Genomic DNA, 24642 nt, shown 5'->3' with positions numbered 1-24642 from the left:
ATCAAATTTTTTGAATGATAACCTAAAAATTTGCCGTTTCTCTTCATCATCAGACAAAAATAGAATGTGAGTACAGTAAAATCCTGGCTCACGCCAATGGATACTGAAAAAACATGTGTGAATAATTTTGATGGATATTAAACAAATGAAAGTCTCCTTCTTCCAGTTGGTTTATCTCTCGGCACTCTCCATGCTCGGTTTTATCGCAACCGACATGTATCTGCCTGCGTTTAAAATGATGGAAACCGCTTTTGCCACCGGCCCAGAACAAATCGCCTTATCCTTGACGGTGTTCTTGGTTGGTATGGCTCTCGGGCAATTGATGTGGGGGTTAGCTTCTGACAAATTTGGCCATCGCAATACGCTGATTGCTGGATTGTTAGTCTTTACTATAGCCTCTGCCGGACTCGCTTTCTGCACCACGGTATGGCAACTATTGCTGCTGCGCTTTATCCAGGCTATTGGTGTATGTGCACCAGCCGTCATTTGGCAAGCTATGGTGATCAAACGTTACCCAAGCTCGGTGAGCCAGCAACTGTTTGCCACCATCATGCCACTGGTGGCGCTGTCTCCAGCACTGGCACCACAATTGGGTGTGGTACTGGCGGATCACTTTGGCTGGCACAGCATCTTTTTAACCTTAACCTTGATGGGTATTGTTTTGGTGGTGAGTACGAGCTTACAAACCAATGAGGTGGCAGAGCCAAAAACCACTTCCATCGCGCAAGACATTAAAGGTTTACTGAAAAGCAAAACCTATCTGGGCAATGTGATGATGTTTGCTTGTGCATCGGCAGCATTTTTTGCCTACCTGACCGGGATGCCAGAAATCATGGCGCAGCTTGGCTATCAAGCGCGTGATATTGGCTTGAGCTTCATTCCACAAACCATTGCTTTCATGGTCGGTGGTTATCTAGGTAAGAAAGCGGTACAAAAATACGGTGATGAGTTGGTGCTCAAGCAGTTGATTGCACTGTTTACTCTCTCAGCCGCGATGATTTTTGTCGCGTCACAATGGACGCTCAGCTCGATTTGGCCAATTTTGGCTCCATTCTGCTTGATTGCAGTAGCCAATGGTGCGCTTTACCCGATTGTGGTTAACCGTGCTTTATCCAGTGCCAAACAAAGTCCAGCAACGGCAGCAGGATTACAAAATAGCTTACAGATCAGTGTCAGCAGTTTATCCAGTGCTCTGGTAGCGGCAATGGCCAGCCAAGCTCAGCCAGTAACGGGTATTGCTATTGTGCTTTGTACTGGTGGTTTGTGGTTAGGCTATGTACTTTCCAACCGTACATTGCGCGAACAGTTCACTACGCCGGATAATTCACGCGTTGTCAGTGATGAATAAAATAGAACTCTGAGTAATACAAAAAGAGCCGCGAATGCGGCTCTTTTTTCAATCAGTTCAATTATTTCTTTTTCACCGGACGCTGCCAGCCAGCAATTTTACGCTCTGGTGCGCGAGTGATAACTAACTCCCCCTCAGCCACATTCTTAGTCAGGGTAGTACCAGCACCAATGGTCGCACCGTTACCAATCGTCACAGGCGCAACGAGCTGACAATCAGAACCTACAAACACATCATCACCAATCACGGTTTTGTGTTTATTTGCACCATCGTAGTTACAGGTGATCACACCTGCGCCCACATTCACGCCTTTGCCAATTTCAGCATCGCCAAGATAAGTCAGGTGATTGGCTTTTGAACCTTCACCAAGACGGGCATTTTTCATCTCAACAAAGTTGCCGACATGAGCGTCATCGTGCAGCTCTGCTCCTGGACGTAGACGAGTAAACGGCCCAACCGTACAGTTTTCACCGACAGTCGCGCCTTCAATTACGCTGTATGGGCGGATCACAGTGTTATCGTCAATCTCACAATCTTTGAGAATTGAGCCCGCGCCAATCACCACGTTGTTGCCGATCGAAACATTACCTTCGATGATCACGTTAACATCGATTTCCACATCTGAGCCGCACTGCAAAGCACCACGCAGATCAAATCGTGCCGGATCGCGCAACATCACACCTTGCTCAAGCAGCTTCTTCGCCTGACGAGCTTGGAAAGCACGCTCAAGACGAGCTAACTGAATGCGATCATTCACCCCTTCCACTTCAATTGAGTGTGAAGGGTGTACCGCTTCAACCGCGCGGCCTTCATCGTGTGCTGCAGCAATCACGTCGGTCAGGTAGTATTCACCTTGCGCGTTATTATTGTTTAAGCCTGCCAGCCAACGCTTGAGATCACGGCCTGTAGCCACCAACACTCCGGTGTTGACTTCTTTGATCAGCTTTTGCTCTTCGCTGGCATCTTTTTGCTCAACGATCGCCACCACAGGGCCACGTTTACGTACGATACGGCCATAACCCGTTGGGTCATCAAGCACAACCGTCAATAGAGCAATACCATCGGTTGGTTGCGCTTCAAGTAAACTTTCAATAGTGTCTTCTGAAATCAGCGGAACATCACCGTACAGAATCAAGATTTTTTCATCATCTTGGAAGTGCGGAGAGGCTTGATCCACAGCATGACCAGTACCGAGTTGCTGCGCTTGCAAAACCCAATTGACGTTCTCATTCACCAGAGCTTGCTGCATCTGGTCGCCACCATGGCCATAAACCAGATGAATATTTTGCGCACCTAAGTTGTTACACGTATCAATAACGTGTTTCACCATAGGTTTACCAGCTAATGTATGCAGCACCTTCGGCATATTAGAGTGCATACGAGTTCCTTTCCCTGCCGCGAGAATTACCGTACTGAATTTCATTTGTTATCTACCTAGTCATTTTTCTGCGTCGTATTCTAAACAGCAAACCTAAAATAGTTAATTGCCGATTATCTCGAAAATAAGAAGAGCGATTATTTTCATAGAAAATAGGGTTTATTTACTGGTAATCACTCAATAACGGGACGAAAAACATCCCATAACATCACAATATCTCGCACAATTGCTATCAAAAAAGAGACAAAAAAGCCTGACACATGTCAGGCTTTTTATCAGCTTATTTGCATAATTAACGACGTTTTTTCGTCAGTTCAATCACGCGAAGCTGTGCGATGGCTTTAGCCAGTTCACTGGCCGCTTGTGCAAAGTCCATATCGCCATGCTGGTTGAGAATACGCTCTTCCGCACGACGTTTGGCTTCTTCTGCCTTAGCTGCGTCCAGATCTTCTCCACGAATTGCGGTATCTGCCAACACAGTTGCTGTGCCCGGCTGAACCTCAACAATACCACCAGAGACATAAATGTACTCTTCGTGGCCGTGCAGTTTCACAATACGCACCATACCAGGCTTGATAGCGGTCAGCAGCGGTGTATGGCCGTGGAAAATACCCAGCTCACCTTCGCTACCGGTCACCTGAAACGTTTCAACCAAGCCAGAGAACAGTTTTTTCTCTGCGCTCACAACGTCCAGATGAAAGGTTATTGCTGCCATATCGCCTCCTAGTCAGCCTTATAGCTTCTTCGCATTCTCGATAGCATCGTCAATCGTACCGCAGTACATAAACGCTTGTTCTGGAATGTCATCGTAGTCACCTGCCAGCAGACCTTTGAAACCACGTAGGGTTTCTTTCAGAGATACGTATACCCCTGGATCGCCAGTAAAGACTTCTGCTACGTGGTAAGGCTGAGTCAGGAAACGTTCGATCTTACGCGCACGAGCAACCACTTGCTTGTCCGCTTCAGACAGTTCGTCCATACCTAGAATCGCGATGATGTCTTTCAGCTCTTTATAGCGCTGTAGAGTCGCTTGAACGCCACGCGCCACATCGTAGTGCTCTTGACCAACAACCAATGGATCCAATTGACGTGAAGTCGAATCCAGTGGGTCGATCGCTGGGTATAGACCCATAGCTGCGATGTTACGGTTCAGAACAACGGTTGCATCCAAGTGAGCAAACGTGGTTGCTGGTGATGGGTCAGTCAAGTCATCCGCAGGTACGTATACCGCTTGTACAGAAGTGATAGAACCTTTCTTGGTTGACGTGATACGTTCTTGCAGAACACCCATCTCTTCAGCCAGTGTTGGCTGGTAACCTACCGCTGAAGGCATACGGCCAAGCAGAGCAGATACTTCCGTTCCCGCTAGGGTGTAACGGTAGATGTTGTCGATAAACAGCAGTACGTCACGGCCTTCATCACGGAATCGTTCCGCCATAGTCAGACCAGTCAGTGCTACACGCAGACGGTTGCCTGGTGGCTCGTTCATCTGACCGTAAACCATCGCTACTTTCGACAGTTCTGGTTGTTCAACGTTTACAACGCCCGCTTCCTGCATTTCGTGGTAGAAGTCGTTACCCTCACGAGTACGCTCACCTACACCAGCAAATACTGACAAACCTGAGTGTTGAAGCGCGATGTTGTTGATAAGTTCCATCATGTTAACGGTCTTACCTACACCCGCACCACCGAACAGACCGATTTTACCGCCTTTCGCAAACGGACAGATCAGGTCGATAACCTTAACACCCGTTTCCAGCAGTTCAGTTGCACTAGACTGTTCTTCGTAGCTTGGTGCAGCACGGTGAATTGAATACACCTCTTCTGCGCCAATGTCGCCACGTTCGTCAATCGCATCACCAAGCACGTTCATGATACGACCTAGGGTTTTAGTACCTACTGGTACTGAAATTGGAGCGCCAGTGTTTTGTACTGTCATTCCACGACGTAAACCATCCGAGCTACCCATAACGATAGCGCGAATCACGCCACCGCCTAGCTGCTGTTGAACTTCCAGAACCAGACGTTCTTTGGAATCCACAACATTCAGAGCATCGTAAACACTTGGTACTTCGCTCTGTGGGAACTCTACGTCGACTACCGCACCGATGATCTGTACGATCTTACCTGTAGCCATCGTTAATCCTCTAAACTGTTTGTTTTACCTAAGCTTAAACCGCAGCCGCGCCGCCTACGATTTCCGACAATTCTTGTGTAATCGCAGCCTGACGGGCTTTGTTGTACACAAGTTGTAAATCATCAATCAGGTTGCTCGCGTTATCGGTAGCAGCTTTCATCGCAACCATTCGGGCTGCTTGCTCACACGCTAGGTTCTCTACAACACCTTGGTAAACCTGTGACTCGATGAAGCGCAGTAAAAGCGCATCCAACAGAGGCTTCGGTTCTGGTTCGTAGATGTAATCCCACATGTGACCACGCTGCATATCTTCGCTGTCCGATTTTGGCAAAGGTAGCAATTGATCGATCTTTGGTTTTTGCACCATGGTGTTCACAAACTGGTTGAACACCAGATAGAGGCGATCTAATTCGCCTTTATCGTATTTCTTCAGCATCACGCCAACCGAGCCGATCAGATCTTCTAAGCTTGGGCTATCACCCAAACCAGAAACCTGAGCCGCTACTTTCGCGCCGCTGTTGTTGAAAAAGGAGGTTGCTTTAGAGCCGATAATCGCCAACTCAATTTGCGCACCTTTTTCTTTCCAGGTTTGCATATCGGTGATCGCTTTTTTGAACAGGTTAATGTTCAAGCCACCACACAAACCGCGGTCTGTAGAAATAATGATGTAACCAACTCGCTTCGCTTCACGCTCTTCTAGATACGGATGACGATACTCTAGACTTGCGTTGGCGACATGACCGATCACTTTACGTATTGTTTGTGCGTAAGGGCGTGATGACTCCATTGCGTCCTGTGAACGACGCATTTTAGAAGCAGCCACCATTTCCATCGCTTTCGTAATCTTCTGAGTGCTTTTCACACTCCCGATCTTAGTACGTATCTCTTTTGCGCCGGCCATCGTTACTCTCCGTTAGTTGGTGGCAGAAACTGCCACCGACCTCATTACCAAGTTTGGGTTGCTTTGAAATCGTCAACCAGCTTCTTCAGCTGAGCTTCGATCTCATCGTTGTAAGCACCCGTCTTGTCGATTTGCGCTGCCAATTCAGCGTAATGAGCACGAGCATACGATAGTAGAGCAGCTTCGAAGTCGAGAACCTTATTCAGGTCTACGTCTGTCAGATAGCCACGTTCCGCAGCAAAGATAACCAGTGCCTGATCAAATACAGACATAGGCGCATACTGTTTCTGTTTCATCAGTTCAGTTACTTTCTGACCGTGAGTCAGCTGACGCTTGGTCGCTTCATCCAAATCAGAAGAGAACTGAGCAAACGCCGCCAGTTCACGGTAAGCAGCCAGAGCAGTACGGATACCGCCAGAGAGCTTCTTAACGATCTTGGTTTGCGCTGCACCACCTACACGAGAAACTGAGATACCTGGGTCAACCGCTGGACGTACGCCCGCGTTGAACAGCTCAGTTTGTAGGAAGATCTGACCATCAGTGATCGAGATTACGTTAGTCGGTACGAATGCCGATACGTCACCTGCTTGAGTTTCGATGATTGGCAGAGCAGTTAGAGAACCAGTCTTACCTTTCACTTCACCCTTAGTGAAACGCTCTACGTACTCTTCATTTACACGAGCAGCACGCTCTAGCAGACGAGAGTGGAGGTAGAATACGTCGCCAGGGAAAGCTTCACGACCTGGTGGACGACGCAGAAGCAGTGAGATTTGACGGTAAGCAACAGCCTGTTTAGACAGGTCATCGTACACAATCAGAGCATCTTCACCGCGATCGCGGAAGTATTCACCCATCGCACAACCTGAGTAAGGTGCGAGGTATTGCAGTGCAGCAGATTCTGACGCAGATGCCACCACAACAATGGTGTTTTTCAGTGCGCCGTGCTCTTCCAGTTTACGAACCACGTTCGCAATAGTTGAAGCTTTCTGACCGATAGCAACATAGATAGAGTAAATACCAGAGTTTTTCTGGTTGATGATCGCGTCAATCGCCAAAGCAGTTTTACCTGTTTGACGGTCACCGATGATCAGCTCACGCTGGCCACGGCCGATTGGGATCATCGAGTCAACTGATTTGTAACCAGTCTGAACAGGTTGATCAACCGATTTACGATCGATAACACCCGGTGCGATAACTTCAACAGGTGAAGTCAGTTTTGCACCGATTGGGCCTTTACCATCAATAGGCTCACCCAGTGTGTTAACTACACGACCCAGCAATTCAGGACCAACAGGAACTTCCAAAATACGGCCAGTACCTGTTACTTTCATGCCTTCACGCAGGTCAGCGTATGGACCCATTACTACCGCACCCACCGAGTCACGCTCAAGGTTCAGTGCCAGTGCATAACGGTTGCCCGGTAATTCAATCATTTCACCTTGCATAATATCTGCAAGACCGTGAATACGAATGATACCGTCGCTTACCGATACGATAGTACCTTCGTTGCGAGCTTCACTAACAACATTGAAAGATTCAATACGTTGTTTGATCAGATCGCTAATTTCCGTGGAATTAAGTTGCATGCTCCAATCCCCATCAAGACTGCAATGCATCGCTCAGACGCTTCAAACGTCCGCGTGCTGAGTTATCGATGACTAAGTCTCCGGCTCGAATAATAACCCCGCCAAGCAGAGTCTCATCTACACTGCAATTCAGCTGAACTTTGCGCTCTAAACGCTGCTCAAGCTTGCTGCCAATTTCTGAACGCTGTTGTTCACTGAGTTCAGTGGCGGAAATCACTTCCACATCCACTTTCTTCTCATGTTCCTGCTTTAGCACAGCAAAGTGCTCATAAAGCGCAGGAACTGCCAACAAACGACCATTTTCTGCCATTACCTTAATCAGGTTTTGGCCATGACCATCAAGCTGTTCGCCACAAACTGCAATAAAAATCTCAGCCAATTTACTAGCTGAGCCCGAGCTGGTTAACAGCTCGTGCATTTGTTCGTTTTTTGCGACTTCAGCGGCGAAAGCAAGCATCTGGTTCCAATTGTCCAGTTGCTGTTTTTCTACCGCAAAATCAAAGGCTGCTTTAGCGTAGGGGCGTGCGATTGTAGTCAAATCCGACATATGCGCCCCCTCCGTTAAAGTTTTGCAGTAATGTTGTCGAGAATATCTTTATGCGCATCTTTATCGATTGAACGCTCAAGAATTTTCTCAGCACCAGCAATTGCCAGAGTTGCAACCTGTTTACGCAGCTCATCACGAGCACGGTTACGTTCTGCTTCAATCTCGGCGTCAGCTTGAGTCAGGATTTTCTGGCGTTCTGCCTGAGCTTCCTCACGCGCTTCGTCGATGATTTGCGCTTTACGTTTATTCGCTTGCTCAATGAGCTCAGTTGCTGTGCGTTTTGCTTCTTTCAATTGATCAGAAGCATTAGCTTGTGCCAGGTCTAGATCTTTCTTTGCACGCTCAGCGGCTTGCAAACCATCAGCAATTTTCTTCTGACGATCTTCAATTGCTTTGATAATTGGTGGCCACACATACTTCATGCAGAACCACACAAACATACCAAAGGCAATTGCTTGACCTAGCAGAGTTGCGTTCATATTCACAACAGCTACCCCCTAAAGTGGACTTAGTGTTAATCAACGACAAATCTTATCGATTTGTCAGGACAAAGCTTGATTAACCAGCTAGCTGACCAACGAATGGGTTTGCGAATGTGAATAGCAGAGCGATTACGATACCGATCATTGGAACCGCGTCCAGCAGACCTGCGATGATGAACATCTTAACTTGCAGCATAGGAGCCATTTCAGGTTGACGAGCAGCGCCTTCCAAAAACTTTCCGCCTAATACAGCGAAACCAATCGCAGTACCAACCGCACATAGACCAACAATAATAGCTACAGCGATTGCAGAGAAGCTCAATACAGTTTCCATCTAATTTCTCCAAAGATTCAATGGGTATTAAAAATTCAATTTATTAATGATCGTTATCTTCATGAGCCATTGACATATAAACAATGGTCAACATCATAAATACAAACGACTGGATCAAAATAACCAAGATATGGAAGATAGCCCAAGGCAGGGATCCCATCCATTGCAGGTACCATGGCAGCATGGCCGCACATAGAATAAACACTACTTCACCTGCGAACATGTTACCGAACAGACGCATACCAAGTGACAGAGGCTTCGCCAGCAGCGAAACAACTTCAATCAGCAGGTTGAACGGGATCATGATCCAGTGATTAAACGGGTGTAGTGCTAACTCTTTTGCAAACCCGCCCAGACCTTTCACTTTGATGCTGTAGTAAATCATCAGAGCAAATACGCCTAGAGCCATAGCCATGGTGATATTCACATCAGCAGACGGCACCACCTTCAGATAAGGGATACCAAGCCAATGCTGTGCTGGGTAAGGTAAGAAATCGATAGGCACTAAGTCCATCAAGTTCATTAAAAATACCCAACAAAAGATAGTGAGTGCCAAAGGAGCAATTAGTGGATTGCGACCATGGAAAGTATCTTTGACGTTTTTGTCAACGAACTCTACCACCATCTCAACAGCACACTGCAGCTTACCCGGAACACCCGCTGTCGCTTTTCTGGCTACTGCACGAAATACTCCAAGGAATATCAGTCCAGTTAAAACAGAGAAGAACAGGCTATCGATGTGTACATTCCAGAAACTCGACTCTTCCGCCACTAACCCCAACTTGTAAGTTGAAAGGTTAGAAAGGTGGTGAGTGATATAACTGGAAGGTGTGAGCGCTTCACCTGGCGCAGCCATAACTCATCCTATTTTTTGTTGTTAATGAATAGCACTGGCGCACAGATATTGATACCTAGAGCCAGCAAATAGGTTAGCTTCAGTGGAACAAGTTCCAACTGCATATACATGTAGGCAACGGAGAACAGGACTATGGTGATCAGAATTTTCAGAGCTTCGCCCGTGTAAAACGAGATCGCGACCATTTTTAACGCCCTAGCCCCTGCAAACAGGAAAGCACAACACGCAAAAACAGCGTTAGCAATGACAAAAATACCACCACCAACCAAGGCTGAAAGCCCCAATCACCATTCACAGCCACTGTAAACGCAGCTGCCGCAACCATAACCGCACTGAACTGGATCAATAACAATCGCTTTGCAAGCTCTCGTCCTTGCCTCGCTAGCACAGCTACCATGTATTCTTACCTCTAGTAATCACCACAGCTCGAACCGCTTTTTCGGACTGGGGAATTGGCGAAAATTATACGGTGGCATCAACTGATTGCAATGAAAACACCGCAAAAAGTTACAATTTTGCATACAATCCGACAACTTCCGCATAAACAATGTGATTTATCACAATTGATTTAAATCAATTATCTCACTTAGTTTTGTAGCTTGGCAATCAGTAGCTCTAATTTGTGAGGTTCATCAAGACTAATCGTCACTTTCGATTTACCGTTTAGAGATCTCACTATAGAGACTTTTGCTGCCAATTTTTCACTTAAATTTTGTGACATTTGCTGTATTTCTAGGTCTTCTGACACGTTTTTTGTGTCAGAGGGGTCAGTTAAGCATTTTTTTACAAGCTGTTCGGTCTGACGAACTGTCATCTGCTTCTTCGCCACCTGCTGGGCTACTTCAACTTGTTGCTCACCTTCTAGCATAAGCAGGGCACGAGCATGGCCCATTTCCAGCTGTTTAGTTTCCAGCAAACGCTTCACGTCATCACTCAATTGGTTAAGACGCAGTAGGTTAGTCACTGTTGTACGTGACTTACCAATCACCTCAGCCACTTGTTGGTGGGTGAGGCTAAATTCGTTTTGCAAACGCTCTAAGGCTTGCGCTTCTTCCATCGCATTCAGATCTTCACGCTGAATGTTCTCGATCAAGGCCATGGCGATCGCTGCACGATCTTCTATTTGCTTGATCAAACAAGGCACTTGCTTTAAGCCTGCTTGCTTGGCTGCACGCCAACGACGTTCACCGGCAATGATCTCATAGCCTCCCGTTGACAAGTGGCGCACAACAATCGGCTGAATAATGCCTTGGGATTGAATAGAGGCAGCCAGCTCTTCTAGAGCTTCTGGCGAGAGATCTTTACGCGGCTGATAGATACCGGGTTTAAGGTTAGAAATGGACAAATCAGCCAGCTCACCTTCAGTCGACATCGACTGACTCAGTGAAGCCACTTGTTGTTTTTCGCGAGCTAACGAACTGGTTGCCAGCAGTGCATCCAGTCCCTTTCCTAAACCACGTTTAGTCATGTAAACGAATTCCTATAGTTGTTTTATGCGGGAATCTCTTCGCGACGTAACATCTCGCCAGCTAATGCCAAATAGGCCTTAGCCCCTGCCGATTGCTTATCGTAATACATCGCTGGCTTACCATGACTTGGCGCTTCCGCCAAACGAACATTACGTGGAATAACCGTACGATAGACTTTACTACCGAAGTGTTTTTTCAATTGATCAGACACTTCATTGGCTAAGCGATTACGTGGATCGTACATTGTACGCAATATACCTTCTATCTTGAGGTTATCGTTCACCACGGCTGCTAATTTGCTGATCGTATCCATCAATGCAGTTAAACCTTCCAACGCAAAATACTCACATTGCATAGGAACCAGCACAGAATCTGCTGCTGCCATGGCATTGATTGTAAGAAGGTTTAAAGAAGGCGGACAATCAATAAAGATGAAATCATAGTTATCACGCACTGACGCCAAAGCATTTTTTAAGCGCACTTCACGGGCAAAGACTTCCATCAATTTGATTTCGGCGGCGGTCACATCACCATTGGCCGCAATCAAATCGTAATGTCCGGTTGTTTTGCGGCATACCACTTGGTCAAACGGTGCACCCTCAACCAAAAGTTCATAAGCAGTGGAATCAACCTGATATTTATCGACCCCACTAGCCATAGTGGCATTACCTTGCGGGTCAAGATCCACGACAAGTACTTTGCGTTTGGTCGCGGCCATAGAGGCCGCCAGATTAATACAAGTTGTTGTTTTCCCAACTCCGCCTTTCTGATTGGCGATTGCTACGATTTTACCCACGGTATGCCTCGCTATTATCCCTTGCGCGATAAGATTACAAGATGACGCTCACCTTCCAACTCAGGAACTTGCAAAGCTTTGATATCGGTCACAGAACACCACTCTGGGAGTAGGGTGATTTCATCGTCAGGTCGTACGCCTTTAAGTGCTAAAAACACTCCACCGTTCGGTTTAGGCAGATGCTGGCACCAATTAACCATATCGGTCATGGAAGCAAAGGCTCGACTCAGCACACCATCAAAACCTTGCTCAGGATCGAATTCTTCGACTCGGCTCTGAACAGGTAAAACATTGTTGATCTTGAGTTCGTGGATCACTTGTTTCAAAAAACGGATCCGCTTACCGAGGCTATCAAGCAACACAAATTGTTTATCCGGATGCATGATCGCCAGAGGGATCCCAGGTAACCCTGGTCCAGTTCCAACATCAATAAAGCGTTCACCTTCAAGATGCACACTCACTACCAGACTATCGAGAATGTGTTTCACCAGCATTTCCATTGGATCACGCACAGACGTTAGGTTGTACGCTTTGTTCCATTTATCGAGCAGTTGCACATAACCGACTAACTGCTCACGTTGCTGCTCCGTCACCGATAGCGTGGTGTTACTGATCAGGGCGTCTAATTTGACTCGTAACGGATTCATTACGCCGCTTCTCCCTTCTTCAGCATGCCGTGTTTTTTCAGGTGAACCAACAAAATGGAAATCGCCGCTGGAGTGATGCCGGAGATGCGTGAAGCAATACCAATAGTTTCTGGCTTAGCCGTACTTAACTTCAGAACCACTTCGTTAGACAGTCCTTTAACTTGCTTGTAATCCAGATCTATAGGCAACTTGGTGTGTTCGTGGCGCAGTGATTTTTCAATTTCATCTTGCTGGCGTTGAATGTAACCATCGTATTTCACTTGAATTTCGACTTGCTCAGCGGCTTCGCTATCTTCCAATGCTGGAGTGAATGCTGGCAAAGTGGTGAGCAATTCATAGGTCATTTCAGGGCGACGCAACAAATCTTCACCGCTGGCCTCACGCGACATTGGTGTTTTCAGCAAAGCATTGAGCTGTTCTACGCCAACAGAATTTGGATTCATCCAAGTTTCTTGCAGACGCTGACGCTCTTTCGCCATGTTGTCGATTTTTTGGTTGAAACGCGCCCAACGCTCATCATCCACCAAACCCAGTTCGCGGGCTTTTTCCGTCAAACGCAGATCGGCGTTGTCTTCACGTAGCAGCAGACGATATTCAGCACGAGAAGTGAACATGCGGTACGGCTCTTTCGTCCCCATTGTTGAGAGATCGTCAATCAACACACCCATGTAGGCTTGATCGCGACGTGGGCTCCAGCCTTCTTTGTCTTGGCTGTACAAACTTGCGTTTAAACCCGCCATTAAGCCTTGTGCCGCCGCTTCTTCGTAACCCGTCGTACCGTTGATCTGGCCTGCAAAGAACAAACCATGGATAAATTTGGTTTCGTAAGTCTGCTTCAAATCACGCGGATCGAAGAAATCGTATTCAATCGCGTAGCCCGGACGAACAATATGTGCATTCTCAAAACCTTTCATTGAACGCACGATTTGCACTTGTACATCAAATGGCAAGCTGGTGGAAATTCCGTTCGGATAGAGTTCGGTGGTGGTTAAACCTTCTGGCTCGATAAAGATCTGATGGCTGTTTTTATCTGCAAAACGCATCACCTTATCTTCGATCGATGGGCAGTAACGAGGGCCGATCCCTTCGATGATCCCAGCATACATAGGGCTGCGATCTAGGTTTGCGCGGATCACATCATGGGTACGCTCATTGGTATGCGTGATGTAGCACGGAATTTGGCGTGGATGATGCTCACGTTTACCCATAAATGAGAAAACAGGGGTTGGATTGTCACCGTGCTGCGCTTCCAGAACCGAGAAATCAACACTATTGGCGTCAATACGTGGGGGGGTGCCTGTTTTTAATCGATCAACACGAAATGGCAGTTCACGTAGACGGTGTGCCAAAGCGATCGATGGAGGATCCCCTGCGCGACCACCCGCGAAGTTTTCTAGACCAATGTGGATCTTACCGCCAAGGAAGGTACCTACAGTCAATACCACCGCTTTGGCATGAAACTTCAGCCCCATCTGGGTGACTACACCGCGAATATGATCATTTTCGACGATCACATCATCCACGGCTTGTTGGAACAGAGTGAGATTCGGTGTGTTTTCCAGAACGCTACGCACATAAGCTTTATAGAGCGCACGATCAGCCTGCGCACGCGTAGCGCGAACAGCTGGGCCTTTCGAGGCGTTCAGCGTTCGGAATTGAATACCTGCGTGATCGATAGCTTGTGCCATCAAACCGCCCATCGCATCCACTTCTTTGACTAAATGTCCTTTGCCGATCCCGCCGATAGCAGGGTTACAGGACATTTGGCCTAAGGTATCAATATTGTGAGTGAGAAGTAACGTACGCTGTCCTGTACGTGCTGCAGCGAGTGCGGCTTCCGTTCCTGCGTGACCGCCACCAACCACAATGACGTCAAATGTTTCGTGATAAAGCATGAACGACCTCAGGTATTCATTGAGACTATGGGTTAACAAAAGAGGCGTATTCTAACCTCTTTCGGTTGGCTAGAAAATCGCTTTCCTGCTTTTTCGATCGTGAGAGGCAATTAAATATATATAAAGATCTATATAGAGATCTTTTTATTAGATCTACTATTAAGGAGCATGATCCTTGTGGATAAGTAAAAAATGATCAACAAGATCATGCAATTTGAAAGGATCAGATCATGTGATCAAGCACTGATCTGATCAAGGATTAGCTGGGATCAAAATCCTATGTTATACACAGGCACTTGGAGATCTAAAACTTATTATATGGATAACTATAGGAAGATCACCGGATAATAGTGTAGTTATCCACATACTGATTGCTTAAAAAATCAGCATTTGATTTTCCATATTGCTCTTGTTTATCCACAGAGCATAAAAAAGAGCGGCATATTCGCCGCTCTTGGTATCGATTCGATTGCTTGCTTAGAAGCGGTTGATGACGCGTTTTAACCAAGCTTCAGCGGCATCTTCTGGTACGGGATGTTCTTGAATATCGATAGTGAAGCAGTTGGCCAGTGGTTTTGCTCCAATATCAGCCAAAAGATGATAAGCGTGTTTACCTGCAGCACAGAAGGTATCGTAGCTGGAATCGCCAATTGCGACGACGGCATAACGCAGCGCAGAAGTGTTGGGTGGCGTATTCTGCAGTGCCTGAATGAAAGGTTGGATGTTATCTGGGTATTCGCCAGCACCGTGTGTCGACGTGATGATCAACCAAGTTCCTTTTGCCGGAATGTCATTGAAGTTGGGCTGATTGTGAATTTTGGTATCAAATCCTTGTTCTTGCAGTAGATCGCTGAGGTGATCACCCACATATTCCGCACCGCCTAGGGTGCTGCCAGTAATGATATGAATCATAGCGTTACTCTATTTCCCCAATACAGAAAGTCTTTATAGAACCAGCCATTTGTATGCGACCAGTACCCATTTACTCACCAAAGGCATAGATATTCTCTCAGCTATGTACTGAAAGCAATGGCATGGTTTAATCATTGTGGGTATCAACCAATATCAAGATAGTCCTATTCGGTTTTTGAAGTTATCTCTTTGGCTAACGCTTCGATCATCGAGCGTAACCATTTATGGGCAGGATCATGGCGATAACGAACATGCCATCCCATTTGTACGGGAAAAGTACCGAGATCAACGGGAGCTGGCAGTATCTTCAGTCGTGGGTCTCGCTCAAGGCTTTTACCTATGAGTTTCGGGAGTGTTGCACAGTAATCCGTCACTGCCAGCATTTCTGGTACAGCGAGAAAATGAGTGACAGAAACCGCTACTTCTCGTTTGAGGTGCTGCTGCTCCAAGGCTTGGAAAAGGCCTGCCCGTAATTTGCCTGGAGGGAGTACGTTTACGTGCTTGAGTTTCTCATACTGCTCTCGGGAAATGTGGTCTTGAATATAAGGATGATCTTTACGCACCACACAGGTGAGTCCATCGTCCATAAGATGTTGAACCACAAAATTATCTGGAGGGGACACGATCCTGCCCAGTACTAATGCTGTGGTGCCAGAAATGGCTCCGGTTTCGGTCAGATCATTGCCAAATGGAGTCATTCGGAACTTGATCTTGGGGGCTAGTGCCCGAGCTTTTGCAATAAGAGCTGGCATTAATACCAGTTCCACATAGCTGTTGGGCGCAAGTGTGAATAGTCGCTCCGCGTTTTCAGGTTGAAACTCTTGCTGGTTTACTATTAGCTCATCCAACTGCGCCAGCGAGGCTGCAATCGTTGGCGCAATTTCCTCAGCCAGCGGTGTTGGTTTGATGCCATACCTCTCTCGGATAAATAGCGGATCTTGAAAAGTATCTCTCAGACGGTTCAGAGAATTGGACAATGCAGGTTGGGTTATCCCCAGTCGGTCTGCAGCCCGAGTCACGCTTCGCTCCTCCATTAACATCAGAAAACAGGGAGCAGATTCAGATCGTATCTCATCCAGATATAGCCTCATGTGTATATCTAAAATTATAGAAGTAAATTTCTGAAATATATCGGCAGGAGTCATTATCGTCTTACCGACAAGCTGACACGGCAAGTCTAAATCCCAATATCGACAGCTACCTATCTCTAGCGTGGCATTTTTTGACAGAAGGATCCTAAGATGAAAGTTCTAATCATACTAACTTCCCACGATACGCTCGGTAACACAGGCAAGAAAACGGGTTTCTGGCTTGAAGAGCTGGCCGCTCCTTATTACGTATTTAAAGATGCTGGCGCAGATATTGTATTGGCTTCCCCTCAAGGTGGGCAGCCTCCACTCGACCCTAAAAGTAACGAACCTGCGTTTCAAACTGATGATACTCACCGTTTCACAGCAGATGAACAATCCAAAGCTCAACTTGCAGCAACCGTGCGTTTGGATAGCGTGAATCAAGCTGATTTTGATGCTGTGTTTTATCCTGGTGGTCACGGTCCACTCTGGGATTTGGCTGAAGATAAACATTCGATCTCGCTGATCGAAGACTTCCTTGCGGCGAATAAACCGGTCGCACTGGTTTGCCACGCACCTGGGGTGCTGCGTCACGTCAAAAAGCCTGATGGTCGCCCTCTTGTCGAAGGCAAATTAGTGACGGGCTTTACTAATACCGAGGAAGCCGCAGTAGAACTGACGGATGTTGTACCGTTTCTCGTTGAAGATGAGCTGAAGTCTAAAGGGGGGATCTTCTCTCGTGGTAATGATTGGGCTCCGTATGTGGTGGACGATGGTCTGCTGATTACGGGACAAAATCCCGCCTCTTCGACTCCCGTCGCCACATTGTTGCTCAACCACTTGAGTGTGGGCAACTAACCATGAGTGCTTATGTGGTGATGATCCGCGAGCGCGTGACCGACCAAGCAGAGTTGGATAACTATGCTCGCTTGGCTCCACTTGCTCGTGAAGGACACAGTATAGAGCGTTTGGCCTTTTACGGTGCGTTAGACATGTTGGAAGGTGAACCTGTTGATGGTGTGGTTATCAACAAGTTCCGCACCATGGAAGATGCCCATCGATGGTATCGCAGCTCGGCCTATAGAGCGGCTCGGGTTTATCGTCATCGTGGAGCAGACTATCGTGTTTTTATCGTTGAAGGTTTAGATGCCTAGTTCGGCCTAGTTATCACGACATAACATGAGAAGCTTTGTATTGGTTCGGTATTTAAGGTTTCCGTACCAATACAGAGTCTTAACGAAATTCTCTCTAAGGATCATAGGTGATTGTAATGCTGGAATACATTCGAACGACGGACTGGTTGCGGGAAACCAATTACATTAATGGTCAATGGACGGGGGCCAATGATGGTCGTACCTTGGCTGTGGAAGACCCAGCAACGGGTAAACAGATTGGCACCATAGCTCTTTCTGGCGCTATTGAAACTCATCAGGCTATTGATGCTGCTCATGAGGCTTTTCAACACTGGTCAATGACCACTGCATTTGAGCGTGCAGAGCGGCTGCAAATGATGGCGCGACTTGTGCGCGAAAACTTGGATGATCTCGCGGCTATGCTCACTCTAGAGCAAGGTAAGCCGCTGGTTGAAGCTCGCGCAGAAATAACGTTGGGTGCTGATTACATCCAGTGGTTTGCAGAGGAAGCACGACGGATAAATGGTGAAATCATTCCATCACCTTGGAAAGATCGCCAAATTCTGGTGACTCGTGAGCCTGTTGGAGTTGTCGCGGCGATTTCGCCGTGGAATTTTCCCTTCTTGATGCTGGCACGCAAGGTTGCCCCGGCATTGGCCGCAGGTTGTACCATAGTAGTTAAACCAGCTGAATTCACTCCTTATAGCGGTTTGTTATGGGGGGTATTAGCGTGAAAAAGTGGGTATCCCAGCTGGTGTTGTAAATGTCGTAACGGGTGATGCGGCAGTGATTGGTGGTGAACTGACAGCTGATGCTCGCGTACGTAAGCTAACTTTTACCGGATCCACTCGTGTTGGTAAGCTGCTTTATGGGCAATCCGCAGACACAATGAAGAAGCTCTCGTTAGAGTTGGGTGGGAATGCTCCTTTCATCGTGTTCGAGGATGCGGATATAGACGCAGCTATCGAGGGGGCGCTTGCATCAAAGTATCGTAACAGTGGGCAGACCTGTATTTGTACCAATCGTTTTTACGTACAAGACAGTATTTATGATGAATTTGCACAACGCTTTGCCGAGCGCGTAGGCACAATTAAGGTAGGCAGCGGTTTTGAACCAGATGTGCAGCAAGGCCCACTTATCAACGTCGCCGCAGTCACTAAGATTGAAGAACATGTTGCTGATGCGATAAGCAAAGGTGGTCAAGTTCTTGTCGGTGGTAAACGTCATTCACTCGGTGCAACTTTCTTCGAACCAACAGTGATTGCCAATGCCGCTGATAATATGTTGATTGCTCATGAAGAAACGTTTGGTCCGGTGGCTGCTCTGTTTCGCTTTAAAGAGGAGCAAGAAGCTATCGACAAAGCCAATGCGACGGAGTTTGGATTAGCCTCATATTTCTACACGCGTAATTTGTCACGCATCTTCCGCGTATCGCGTGCGTTGGAGAGTGGTATGGTTGGCGTCAACGCTGGTTTGGTCACGACGGAAGTCGCACCGTTTGGCGGTGTTAAGCAAAGTGGCTTAGGCAGCGAAGGTTCTTCACATGGAATCGAGGAATATCTGCATTTTAAATACATCAATTTGGGTGCTTAATGAGCTAAGGAACAACTCTGATTAAAATAAAAAAGCACTGTTTAACTGAATAAACAGTGCCTTAGGTTCTACAGATAAACCGATAAAAACGAGATGTTATTTACCGATACAGAATGAAGAAAAAATGCGGCCAAGCAGATCATCAGAACTGAATTCACCAGTAATTTCGTTGAGATGTTGTTGGGTAATACGCAGTTCTTCCGCCAAAATTTCTCCAGCCATATAGCCTTCGAGCTGTTGCTGGCCAATATCCAAGTGCTCCGCAGCGCGCTCTAGGGCATCTAAATGGCGACGACGTGCCATGAAACCACCTTCTTGGTTGCCTGCAAACCCCATACACTCTTTTAGGTGTTGGCGTAGCGCATCTACACCTTGACCGGTTTTAGCTGATAGGCGGATCAACGTCGGTTGATTGACATGGCAGATCCCCAGCGGTTCACCCGTTTGATCCGCTTTGTTACGGATCACGGTGATCCCAATGTTCTCTGGCAATTTATCGACAAAGTCAGGCCAGATTTCTTGCGGATCAGTGGCTTCAGTAGTGGTGCCATCCACCATAAATAGCACGCGATCGGCTTGGCGAATTTCTTCCCACGCGCGTTCGATACCAATTTTTTCTACCGCATCAGAGGCATCTCGTAGCCCTGCGGTATCTATGATGTGCAGTGGCATACCATCAATGTGGATATGCTCGCGCAGGACATCACGGGTGGTACCGGCAATATCAGTCACGATGGCAGACTCTTTACCTGAAAGCGCGTTGAGTAGGCTGGATTTACCGGCATTAGGACGCCCAGCAATTACTACCTTCATTCCTTCGCGCATAATCGCGCCTTGGTTAGCTTCACGGCGCACAGCGGCGAGATTATCGATGATGGTTTGTAGATCGGCAGAAACCTTACCATCGGCCAGAAAATCAATCTCTTCCTCTGGGAAATCAATCGCCGCTTCTACGTAGATACGTAGGTGAATGAGTGACTCGACAAGCGTATGGATGCGTTTGGAAAACTCGCCTTGTAGTGATTGCAGCGCAGATTTTGCAGCTTGCTCTGAGCTGGCATCAATCAAGTCAGCGATGGCTTCTGCTTGGGTTAAGTCCATCTTGTCATTGAGAAACGCGCGCTCTGAGAACTCCCCGGGACGCGCTGGGCGGACGCCGTTGATCTGCAGAATGCGTCGGATAAGCATATCCATGACTACCGGACCGCCGTGGCCTTGCAGCTCAAGTACATCTTCACCCGTAAACGAATGAGGATTAGGGAAAAACAGCGCAATACCTTGATCGAGTTGCTGGCCATTTTCATCAGTGAAAGGCAAGTATTCGGCATAACGGGGTCTGAGCGTGCGTCCAGTCACCGTCTGTGCTACGTGGGCAGCCAGTGGGCCTGATACACGAATAATGCCGACACCACCACGGCCAAGTGCCGTAGCCTGCGCGACAATGGTATCTGTTGTCATAGTGTTACCTGAACAGGATTGAATTAGCGTCATTGTAAACAGCGACCAACAAAAAGGCGACCTTTTGGCCGCCTCTTTATCAGTTACTCCAACTTACTTGGAGTGTAAGCCTTTCTTCTCCAGCGCTTTATAAATCAGCGTTTGCTGGATAAGAGTTACGATGTTCGACACCAACCAGTACAGAACCAGGCCTGATGGGAACCACAGGAAGAAGAAGGTAAACATCACTGGCATGAAGGTCATGATCTTCTGCTGCATTGGATCAGTGATCGTCGTCGGGCTCATCTTCTGGATTACGAACATACTCGCACCCATCAGTAGCGGCAAAATGTAGTAAGGATCTTGTGCTGACAGGTCATGAATCCAGCCAAAGAAAGGTGAGTGACGCAGCTCTACCGATTCCATCAGTGCCCAGTACAGAGCGATGAAAATTGGCATTTGCAGAAGGATTGGTAAACAGCCACCAAGTGGGTTTACTTTCTCTTTCTTGTACAGTTCCATCATCTCTTGGCTCATGCGTTGGCGATCATCGCCAATACGCTCACGCATTGCTTGCAGTTTAGGTTGCAGCATGCGCATTTTCGCCATTGAGGTGTATTGTGCTTTGGTAAGCGGGTACATCGCACCACGAACAATAAAGGTTAAGCAGATGATTGCCACACCCCAGTTGCCCACAAAGCTCTGAATAAACGACAGCAACCAATGTAGTGGTTTCGCAATGAACCATAACCAACCGTAGTCCACAACCAGATCAAGGTTAGGCGCTACCGCGACCATTTGGTCTTGCAGTTTTGGACCTACCCATAGGGTAGCTTCAAATTCTGCTTTATCACCGTTAGCAATGGTTTTGTTTGGTGTACGGATACCCATATCACCTAAATTATTAATAACACGTGAGTAAAGCTGAGCTTGTGGCTCATCACGTGGGATCCATGCAGAAGCAAAGTAGTGCTGGATCATCGCTACCCAGTTTACCGTCACATCGTTTGGTACACTGAGGTTACGATCTTTCATATCGTCGAAGCTGTACTTCTTGTAACGAACATCGCTCGTTGAGTACGCACCACCACGATAAGTTGGCATGGCTAAGTTGCCACCAGAATCCAGCAGATTTTGGCGCAGGTGAGCATACATACCTAAAGTGGCTGCATTACCTGAGTTGTTGGCTACGTCAAACACCACATCCACTGCATAGCTACCACGCTTGAGGATGAAGGTTTTGGTGTAATCAATGCCATTCGCTTGATACGTCATCGGAATGCGCAATTCATCTTGGCCTTCGGCCAGAGAGAAGCTATCTGCACTCACTTGGTAAGCTGGGCGGTTATTGCTGGTAACGTCAATGCCTTGTGGGCCGACTAAACCACTTTGTGCAATAAACTGATGGCCTTGGGTGTTTTGCAACAAGACAAAAGGCTCAGACGAATCCAGTTCTTCGGAGTACTGATTCAGCTTTGCACTCACGATATCGCCGCCGAGCGTATCGATAGACAGAGTCAGCACATCACTGGTGACGGTAATGGTCTTTGCCTGCGCTGCCGCATTTGGTGCAGGCGTTGGATCTAACTCATCTGAAAATGAAGGTGCAGGAGCTGCGCCTGTGGATTGGGCCTGCTGTGTCGCTTGCGGTGCTGGGTTCTTTGCTACTTGCCATTGTTGAAACAGTAGGAAAGAAACCAATGCCAAGGCGATTAACAAGATATTACGTTGAGAATCCATCGTTATTTATCTCTGTCTTGTTTTTGGACTGGTGGAACGGGGTCAAAGCCCCCTTCGTTCAAAGGGTGGCATTTTAATAGACGTTTGGTGGATAACCAACATCCTTTTATAAAACCGTGAGCTCGCAGCGCTTCTATCGCATACGTGGAACAAGTTGGAGTGAATCGACAGCGTGGGCCGATGAGTGGACTAATGAACCACTGGTAAAGTTTTACAATACCAATGGCTAACCACGAGAAGGGCGAGAGAGGCGTTGCCATAGTTTGCCAAGCAAGTTAAACAGTTCTTCATTGCTCAAATCTTGCGCGCTCTTTTTGGCAATGACAACAAAATCTTTGTGAGCAAGTTGATTTTGATGTAAGCGAAAGCTTTCTCGACAGAGGCGTTTGAATCGATTACGGCCTACGGCAGTTTTGATCTGCTTTTTAGGAACCGCGAGTCCCAAACGAGGATGAGAAAGGTTATTAGCGCGAGCGATGATTGTGAGATGAGGAGAACCAGCACTGTGAGCTTGCTGGAAGACTTTTTGATAATGTTCGGGAGTTAACAAACGTAACTCCCGATTGAATGCGTACGTACTCAAAATAATTCGAGATTATTTTGAAAGGCGCTTACGGCCTTTTGCACGACGTGCATTCAGAACTTTACGACCGTTCGCAGTCGCCATGCGAGCACGGAAACCGTGAGTACGCTTGCGCTTCAGAACTGAAGGTTGAAAAGTGCGTTTAGACATGATGTTACCTTTACTGATCAGTAGTTTTAGGTTCTTGGTTAACCCGGCGTGGGCATTATGGTCTTCACTGAAGACGCCGACGCCTCTCAACAAAGAGGCGGAATTGTAATCACTGTCACAAAAGGTGTCAATGATTCGGTTTTCTCCAGTCCGAACTCACTCAATGAGCTTATTCATTCTGGTTGCCACTTTATTTCCGGTCGGCCGATTATACGGGCAAACAATAAAATCTCAAGGATCCTTAACGGATCCCGACTTGATTAAGGAATTTTCGTAAGCGAGGATCCTGTGGATGGTCAAAAATATCCTGTGGAGAACCTTGCTCAACAATATTTCCTTCCGCCATAAAGATCACCCGATCCGCCACCTCTTTGGCAAACTGCATCTCATGGGTGACCACCAGCATGGTCTGGTGTTGTGTCGCCAATTTTTTCATCAGTGCCAACACTTCACCGACCCATTCTGGGTCTAGGGCGGAGGTGGGTTCATCAAACAGCAGTAACTCCGGCTGTAGAGCCATGGCTCGGCCAATGCCTACGCGTTGTTGCTGGCCACCCGACAGTGCGGCAGGGTAGCTATCGCCTTTCTCTCCAAGACCAATATCATCGAGGATTTGTTGCGCCCGCTGGTGGGCTTGATCTTTTTTCCAACCTCGCACGGTGATCAAAGCTTCGGCGATGTTTTCCCGCGCAGTTAAATGAGCGAATAGCGCGTAGTTTTGAAACACAAACCCGGTTTTACGGCGCAGAGCGAGCACATCGGCTTTCGTATGCCGCTGGGTATCAACGGTGAGTTCATCGATGCTGATGGTGCCTTGATCTGCTTGTTCAAGAAAATTCACACAACGCAGTAGGGTAGATTTGCCGGTTCCGCTGGAGCCGATGATAACCACGATTTCGCCGCGCTGGATTTCGAGATCGATGCCCTTAAGCACTTCACTAGCACCAAACTGTTTGTGGATATTGTTTAGAGCGATCATCGTGCGTACGCCTTATTGAGTTTCTGTTCCGCCCAAGATTGCAGGCGAGTTAACACCAAAACCACTACCCAATAGATGAGGGCAACCGCAAGGAAGGCTTCGAAGAAGCGGAAGCTGGAAGATGCTTCCATTTGCGCTTTGGCCATGATTTCCGCCACGCCAAGGGTAAAAGCCAGCGAGGTCGATTTGATCATATCAATGAAGTAGTTCATCAAAGAGGGCAAAGCGACACGTGCGGCTTGCGGCAAGATGATCCGGCGCATTGCTTGCGAAGTGGTCATACCCACCGACAAACTGGCTTCCATCTGGCTACGATCTATACCAATGATGGCTGCACGGATGCTTTCCGCCATGTAAGCGGCAAAATGCAGGGTTAAACCGATCACCGCGGCGCTGAATGCGTCTAGTCCTACTAATAGCGGAAAAATTTGTGGCAAGCCGTAGTAAAGCAAAAAGAGCTGCACTAACAGCGGTGTTCCACGAAAGAAGCTGATGTAGAGCTGGCTGAGTGGATCCAAAACAGGCACTTTGAACACTCGAATATTGGCTAAAACCAGAGCCAAAATCAGCGCAAAGACCAATCCCCAACTTGCCATTTCGAGTGTTGTCCCCAGATATTTGAGCAATATCGGCAGCAACTCAAGCATGTAGTGAAAGTCAAAACCCATC

General features: G+C 47.4%; 25 protein-coding genes and 2 pseudogenes. 4 read left to right on the top strand and 23 right to left on the bottom strand.

Annotated features, from left to right (window positions below; genetic code table 11):
* Window positions 1-145 precede the first annotated feature (145 nt).
* Window positions 146-1348, top strand: a complete 1203-nt coding sequence (gene punC / locus D908_RS10750; protein WP_005524225.1) for a purine nucleoside transporter PunC — start codon at window positions 146-148, stop codon at window positions 1346-1348.
* Window positions 1349-1409: 61 nt separating this feature from the next.
* Here punC and glmU read toward each other — a convergent pair whose 3' ends face one another.
* The 16 genes and pseudogenes from glmU to D908_RS10825 all read right to left on the bottom strand — a co-directional run bounded on the left by glmU (window position 1410) and on the right by D908_RS10825 (window position 16307).
* Window positions 1410-2771, bottom strand: coding sequence for a bifunctional UDP-N-acetylglucosamine diphosphorylase/glucosamine-1-phosphate N-acetyltransferase GlmU (glmU, locus tag D908_RS10755; protein WP_005524220.1), 1362 nt, complete (start codon window positions 2769-2771; stop codon window positions 1410-1412).
* Between the two features lie 247 nt (window positions 2772-3018).
* Entirely contained in the window at window positions 3019-3441 is a 423-nt protein-coding gene (locus D908_RS10760; RefSeq protein ID WP_000719050.1) for a F0F1 ATP synthase subunit epsilon, read from the bottom strand.
* A gap of 18 nt (window positions 3442-3459) precedes the next feature.
* Window positions 3460-4863, bottom strand: a complete 1404-nt coding sequence (atpD, locus tag D908_RS10765) for a F0F1 ATP synthase subunit beta (RefSeq protein ID WP_000190489.1) — start codon at window positions 4861-4863, stop codon at window positions 3460-3462.
* Between the two features lie 34 nt (window positions 4864-4897).
* Window positions 4898-5764, bottom strand: coding sequence for a F0F1 ATP synthase subunit gamma (atpG, locus tag D908_RS10770; RefSeq protein WP_000896518.1), 867 nt, complete (start codon window positions 5762-5764; stop codon window positions 4898-4900).
* 44 nt (window positions 5765-5808) lie between these two features.
* Window positions 5809-7350 carry a F0F1 ATP synthase subunit alpha gene (gene atpA / locus D908_RS10775; protein ID WP_001176735.1) on the bottom strand — a complete coding sequence of 514 codons (1542 nt, stop codon included), beginning with the start codon at window positions 7348-7350 and terminating at the stop codon, window positions 5809-5811.
* Between the two features lie 13 nt (window positions 7351-7363).
* Window positions 7364-7897 (bottom strand): F0F1 ATP synthase subunit delta, encoded by a 534-nt coding sequence (gene atpH / locus D908_RS10780; protein WP_001281806.1) that lies wholly within the window; start codon window positions 7895-7897, stop codon window positions 7364-7366.
* Between the two features lie 14 nt (window positions 7898-7911).
* Window positions 7912-8382 carry a F0F1 ATP synthase subunit B gene (atpF, locus tag D908_RS10785; RefSeq protein WP_005524219.1) on the bottom strand — a complete coding sequence of 157 codons (471 nt, stop codon included), beginning with the start codon at window positions 8380-8382 and terminating at the stop codon, window positions 7912-7914.
* Window positions 8383-8455: 73 nt separating this feature from the next.
* Window positions 8456-8713, bottom strand: coding sequence for a F0F1 ATP synthase subunit C (atpE, locus tag D908_RS10790; RefSeq protein WP_000450922.1), 258 nt, complete (start codon window positions 8711-8713; stop codon window positions 8456-8458).
* Between the two features lie 43 nt (window positions 8714-8756).
* Complete coding sequence (gene atpB / locus D908_RS10795; RefSeq protein WP_000729879.1) at window positions 8757-9569, bottom strand: F0F1 ATP synthase subunit A; 813 nt, start codon at window positions 9567-9569, stop codon at window positions 8757-8759.
* A gap of 8 nt (window positions 9570-9577) precedes the next feature.
* A pseudogene (locus D908_RS0119305) lies at window positions 9578-9966 on the bottom strand (F0F1 ATP synthase subunit I).
* Between the two features lie 189 nt (window positions 9967-10155).
* A complete protein-coding gene (locus D908_RS10800; RefSeq protein ID WP_005524218.1) occupies window positions 10156-11037 on the bottom strand; it encodes a ParB/RepB/Spo0J family partition protein in 882 nt (293 codons plus the stop codon).
* Between the two features lie 23 nt (window positions 11038-11060).
* Window positions 11061-11834: a ParA family protein gene (locus tag D908_RS10805; RefSeq protein WP_005524217.1), complete on the bottom strand. Its 774-nt coding sequence runs from the start codon at window positions 11832-11834 to the stop codon at window positions 11061-11063.
* A gap of 14 nt (window positions 11835-11848) precedes the next feature.
* Window positions 11849-12481, bottom strand: a complete 633-nt coding sequence (rsmG, locus tag D908_RS10810; RefSeq protein WP_001068955.1) for a 16S rRNA (guanine(527)-N(7))-methyltransferase RsmG — start codon at window positions 12479-12481, stop codon at window positions 11849-11851.
* Window positions 12481-14376, bottom strand: coding sequence for a tRNA uridine-5-carboxymethylaminomethyl(34) synthesis enzyme MnmG (gene mnmG / locus D908_RS10815; RefSeq protein ID WP_005524215.1), 1896 nt, complete (start codon window positions 14374-14376; stop codon window positions 12481-12483). Before mnmG ends, rsmG begins: the two co-directional genes overlap by 1 nt.
* 477 nt (window positions 14377-14853) lie before the next feature.
* Entirely contained in the window at window positions 14854-15288 is a 435-nt protein-coding gene (gene mioC, locus D908_RS10820) for an FMN-binding protein MioC (protein ID WP_000581310.1), read from the bottom strand.
* Window positions 15289-15452: 164 nt separating this feature from the next.
* Window positions 15453-16307, bottom strand: coding sequence for a LysR family transcriptional regulator (locus D908_RS10825; protein WP_235047352.1), 855 nt, complete (start codon window positions 16305-16307; stop codon window positions 15453-15455).
* A 222-nt stretch (window positions 16308-16529) separates the two neighbouring features.
* On the opposite strand from D908_RS10825, the gene D908_RS10830 reads away from it, so the two are divergent.
* The 3 genes and pseudogenes from D908_RS10830 (at window position 16530) to D908_RS0119300 (ending at window position 19084) form a co-directional block, all read left to right on the top strand.
* Window positions 16530-17216, top strand: a complete 687-nt coding sequence (locus tag D908_RS10830; protein WP_005524213.1) for a type 1 glutamine amidotransferase domain-containing protein — start codon at window positions 16530-16532, stop codon at window positions 17214-17216.
* Window positions 17217-17218: 2 nt separating this feature from the next.
* On the top strand, window positions 17219-17512 hold the full coding sequence (locus D908_RS10835) for a DUF1330 domain-containing protein (protein WP_005524212.1): 294 nt from the start codon (window positions 17219-17221) through the stop codon (window positions 17510-17512).
* 116 nt (window positions 17513-17628) lie between these two features.
* Window positions 17629-19084: pseudogene (locus D908_RS0119300) on the top strand (NAD-dependent succinate-semialdehyde dehydrogenase).
* A gap of 96 nt (window positions 19085-19180) precedes the next feature.
* On the opposite strand, the gene mnmE reads toward D908_RS0119300, so the two are convergent.
* The 7 genes from mnmE to D908_RS10870 all read right to left on the bottom strand — a co-directional run bounded on the left by mnmE (window position 19181) and on the right by D908_RS10870 (window position 24641).
* Window positions 19181-20542 carry a tRNA uridine-5-carboxymethylaminomethyl(34) synthesis GTPase MnmE gene (gene mnmE, locus D908_RS10840; RefSeq protein ID WP_005524209.1) on the bottom strand — a complete coding sequence of 454 codons (1362 nt, stop codon included), beginning with the start codon at window positions 20540-20542 and terminating at the stop codon, window positions 19181-19183.
* A gap of 93 nt (window positions 20543-20635) precedes the next feature.
* The gene (gene yidC, locus D908_RS10845) at window positions 20636-22261 is read right to left on the bottom strand and encodes a membrane protein insertase YidC (protein WP_005524199.1); all 1626 of its coding nucleotides are present in this window, start codon (window positions 22259-22261) and stop codon (window positions 20636-20638) included.
* Between the two features lie 2 nt (window positions 22262-22263).
* Window positions 22264-22521 (bottom strand): membrane protein insertion efficiency factor YidD, encoded by a 258-nt coding sequence (gene yidD, locus D908_RS10850; protein WP_001886301.1) that lies wholly within the window; start codon window positions 22519-22521, stop codon window positions 22264-22266.
* Entirely contained in the window at window positions 22488-22811 is a 324-nt protein-coding gene (gene rnpA / locus D908_RS10855; protein WP_000957258.1) for a ribonuclease P protein component, read from the bottom strand. Before rnpA ends, yidD begins: the two co-directional genes overlap by 34 nt.
* Before the next feature lie 45 nt (window positions 22812-22856).
* The gene (gene rpmH / locus D908_RS10860; protein WP_000044781.1) at window positions 22857-22994 is read right to left on the bottom strand and encodes a 50S ribosomal protein L34; all 138 of its coding nucleotides are present in this window, start codon (window positions 22992-22994) and stop codon (window positions 22857-22859) included.
* Window positions 22995-23235: 241 nt separating this feature from the next.
* Window positions 23236-23973 (bottom strand): amino acid ABC transporter ATP-binding protein, encoded by a 738-nt coding sequence (locus tag D908_RS10865; protein ID WP_000561078.1) that lies wholly within the window; start codon window positions 23971-23973, stop codon window positions 23236-23238.
* On the bottom strand, window positions 23970-24641 hold the full coding sequence (locus D908_RS10870) for an amino acid ABC transporter permease (protein ID WP_000505209.1): 672 nt from the start codon (window positions 24639-24641) through the stop codon (window positions 23970-23972). Before D908_RS10870 ends, D908_RS10865 begins: the two co-directional genes overlap by 4 nt.
* Window position 24642: the final 1 nt, after the last annotated feature.

This window comes from Vibrio mimicus CAIM 602, from assembly GCF_000338875.1.
In the GTDB taxonomy this organism is placed as follows: Bacteria; Pseudomonadota; Gammaproteobacteria; order Enterobacterales; family Vibrionaceae; genus Vibrio; species Vibrio mimicus.
The sequence above is the reverse complement of the archived record's forward strand: the minus strand, read 5'-3'. Positions and strand labels throughout refer to the sequence as shown.

Bases quoted from the DNA above. Each gene is read 5' to 3' on its own strand.
- punC (WP_005524225.1), top strand. From the start codon at position 146: ATGAAAGTCTCCTTCTTCCAGTTGGTTTATCTCTCGGCACTCTCCATG.
- glmU (WP_005524220.1), bottom strand. From the start codon at position 2,771: ATGAAATTCAGTACGGTAATTCTCGCGGCAGGGAAAGGAACTCGTATG.
- D908_RS10760 (WP_000719050.1), bottom strand. From the start codon at position 3,441: ATGGCAGCAATAACCTTTCATCTGGACGTTGTGAGCGCAGAGAAAAAA.
- atpD (WP_000190489.1), bottom strand. From the start codon at position 4,863: ATGGCTACAGGTAAGATCGTACAGATCATCGGTGCGGTAGTCGACGTA.
- atpG (WP_000896518.1), bottom strand. From the start codon at position 5,764: ATGGCCGGCGCAAAAGAGATACGTACTAAGATCGGGAGTGTGAAAAGC.
- atpA (WP_001176735.1), bottom strand. From the start codon at position 7,350: ATGCAACTTAATTCCACGGAAATTAGCGATCTGATCAAACAACGTATT.
- atpH (WP_001281806.1), bottom strand. From the start codon at position 7,897: ATGTCGGATTTGACTACAATCGCACGCCCCTACGCTAAAGCAGCCTTT.
- atpE (WP_000450922.1), bottom strand. From the start codon at position 8,713: ATGGAAACTGTATTGAGCTTCTCTGCAATCGCTGTAGCTATTATTGTT.
- atpB (WP_000729879.1), bottom strand. From the start codon at position 9,569: ATGGCTGCGCCAGGTGAAGCGCTCACACCTTCCAGTTATATCACTCAC.
- D908_RS10800 (WP_005524218.1), bottom strand. From the start codon at position 11,037: ATGACTAAACGTGGTTTAGGAAAGGGACTGGATGCACTGCTGGCAACC.
- rsmG (WP_001068955.1), bottom strand. From the start codon at position 12,481: ATGAATCCGTTACGAGTCAAATTAGACGCCCTGATCAGTAACACCACG.
- mnmG (WP_005524215.1), bottom strand. From the start codon at position 14,376: ATGCTTTATCACGAAACATTTGACGTCATTGTGGTTGGTGGCGGTCAC.
- mioC (WP_000581310.1), bottom strand. From the start codon at position 15,288: ATGATTCATATCATTACTGGCAGCACCCTAGGCGGTGCGGAATATGTG.
- D908_RS10830 (WP_005524213.1), top strand. From the start codon at position 16,530: ATGAAAGTTCTAATCATACTAACTTCCCACGATACGCTCGGTAACACA.
- D908_RS10835 (WP_005524212.1), top strand. From the start codon at position 17,219: ATGAGTGCTTATGTGGTGATGATCCGCGAGCGCGTGACCGACCAAGCA.
- mnmE (WP_005524209.1), bottom strand. From the start codon at position 20,542: ATGACAACAGATACCATTGTCGCGCAGGCTACGGCACTTGGCCGTGGT.
- yidC (WP_005524199.1), bottom strand. From the start codon at position 22,261: ATGGATTCTCAACGTAATATCTTGTTAATCGCCTTGGCATTGGTTTCT.
- yidD (WP_001886301.1), bottom strand. From the start codon at position 22,521: ATGGCAACGCCTCTCTCGCCCTTCTCGTGGTTAGCCATTGGTATTGTA.
- rpmH (WP_000044781.1), bottom strand. From the start codon at position 22,994: ATGTCTAAACGCACTTTTCAACCTTCAGTTCTGAAGCGCAAGCGTACT.
- D908_RS10865 (WP_000561078.1), bottom strand. From the start codon at position 23,973: ATGATCGCTCTAAACAATATCCACAAACAGTTTGGTGCTAGTGAAGTG.
- D908_RS10870 (WP_000505209.1), bottom strand. From the start codon at position 24,641: ATGGGTTTTGACTTTCACTACATGCTTGAGTTGCTGCCGATATTGCTC.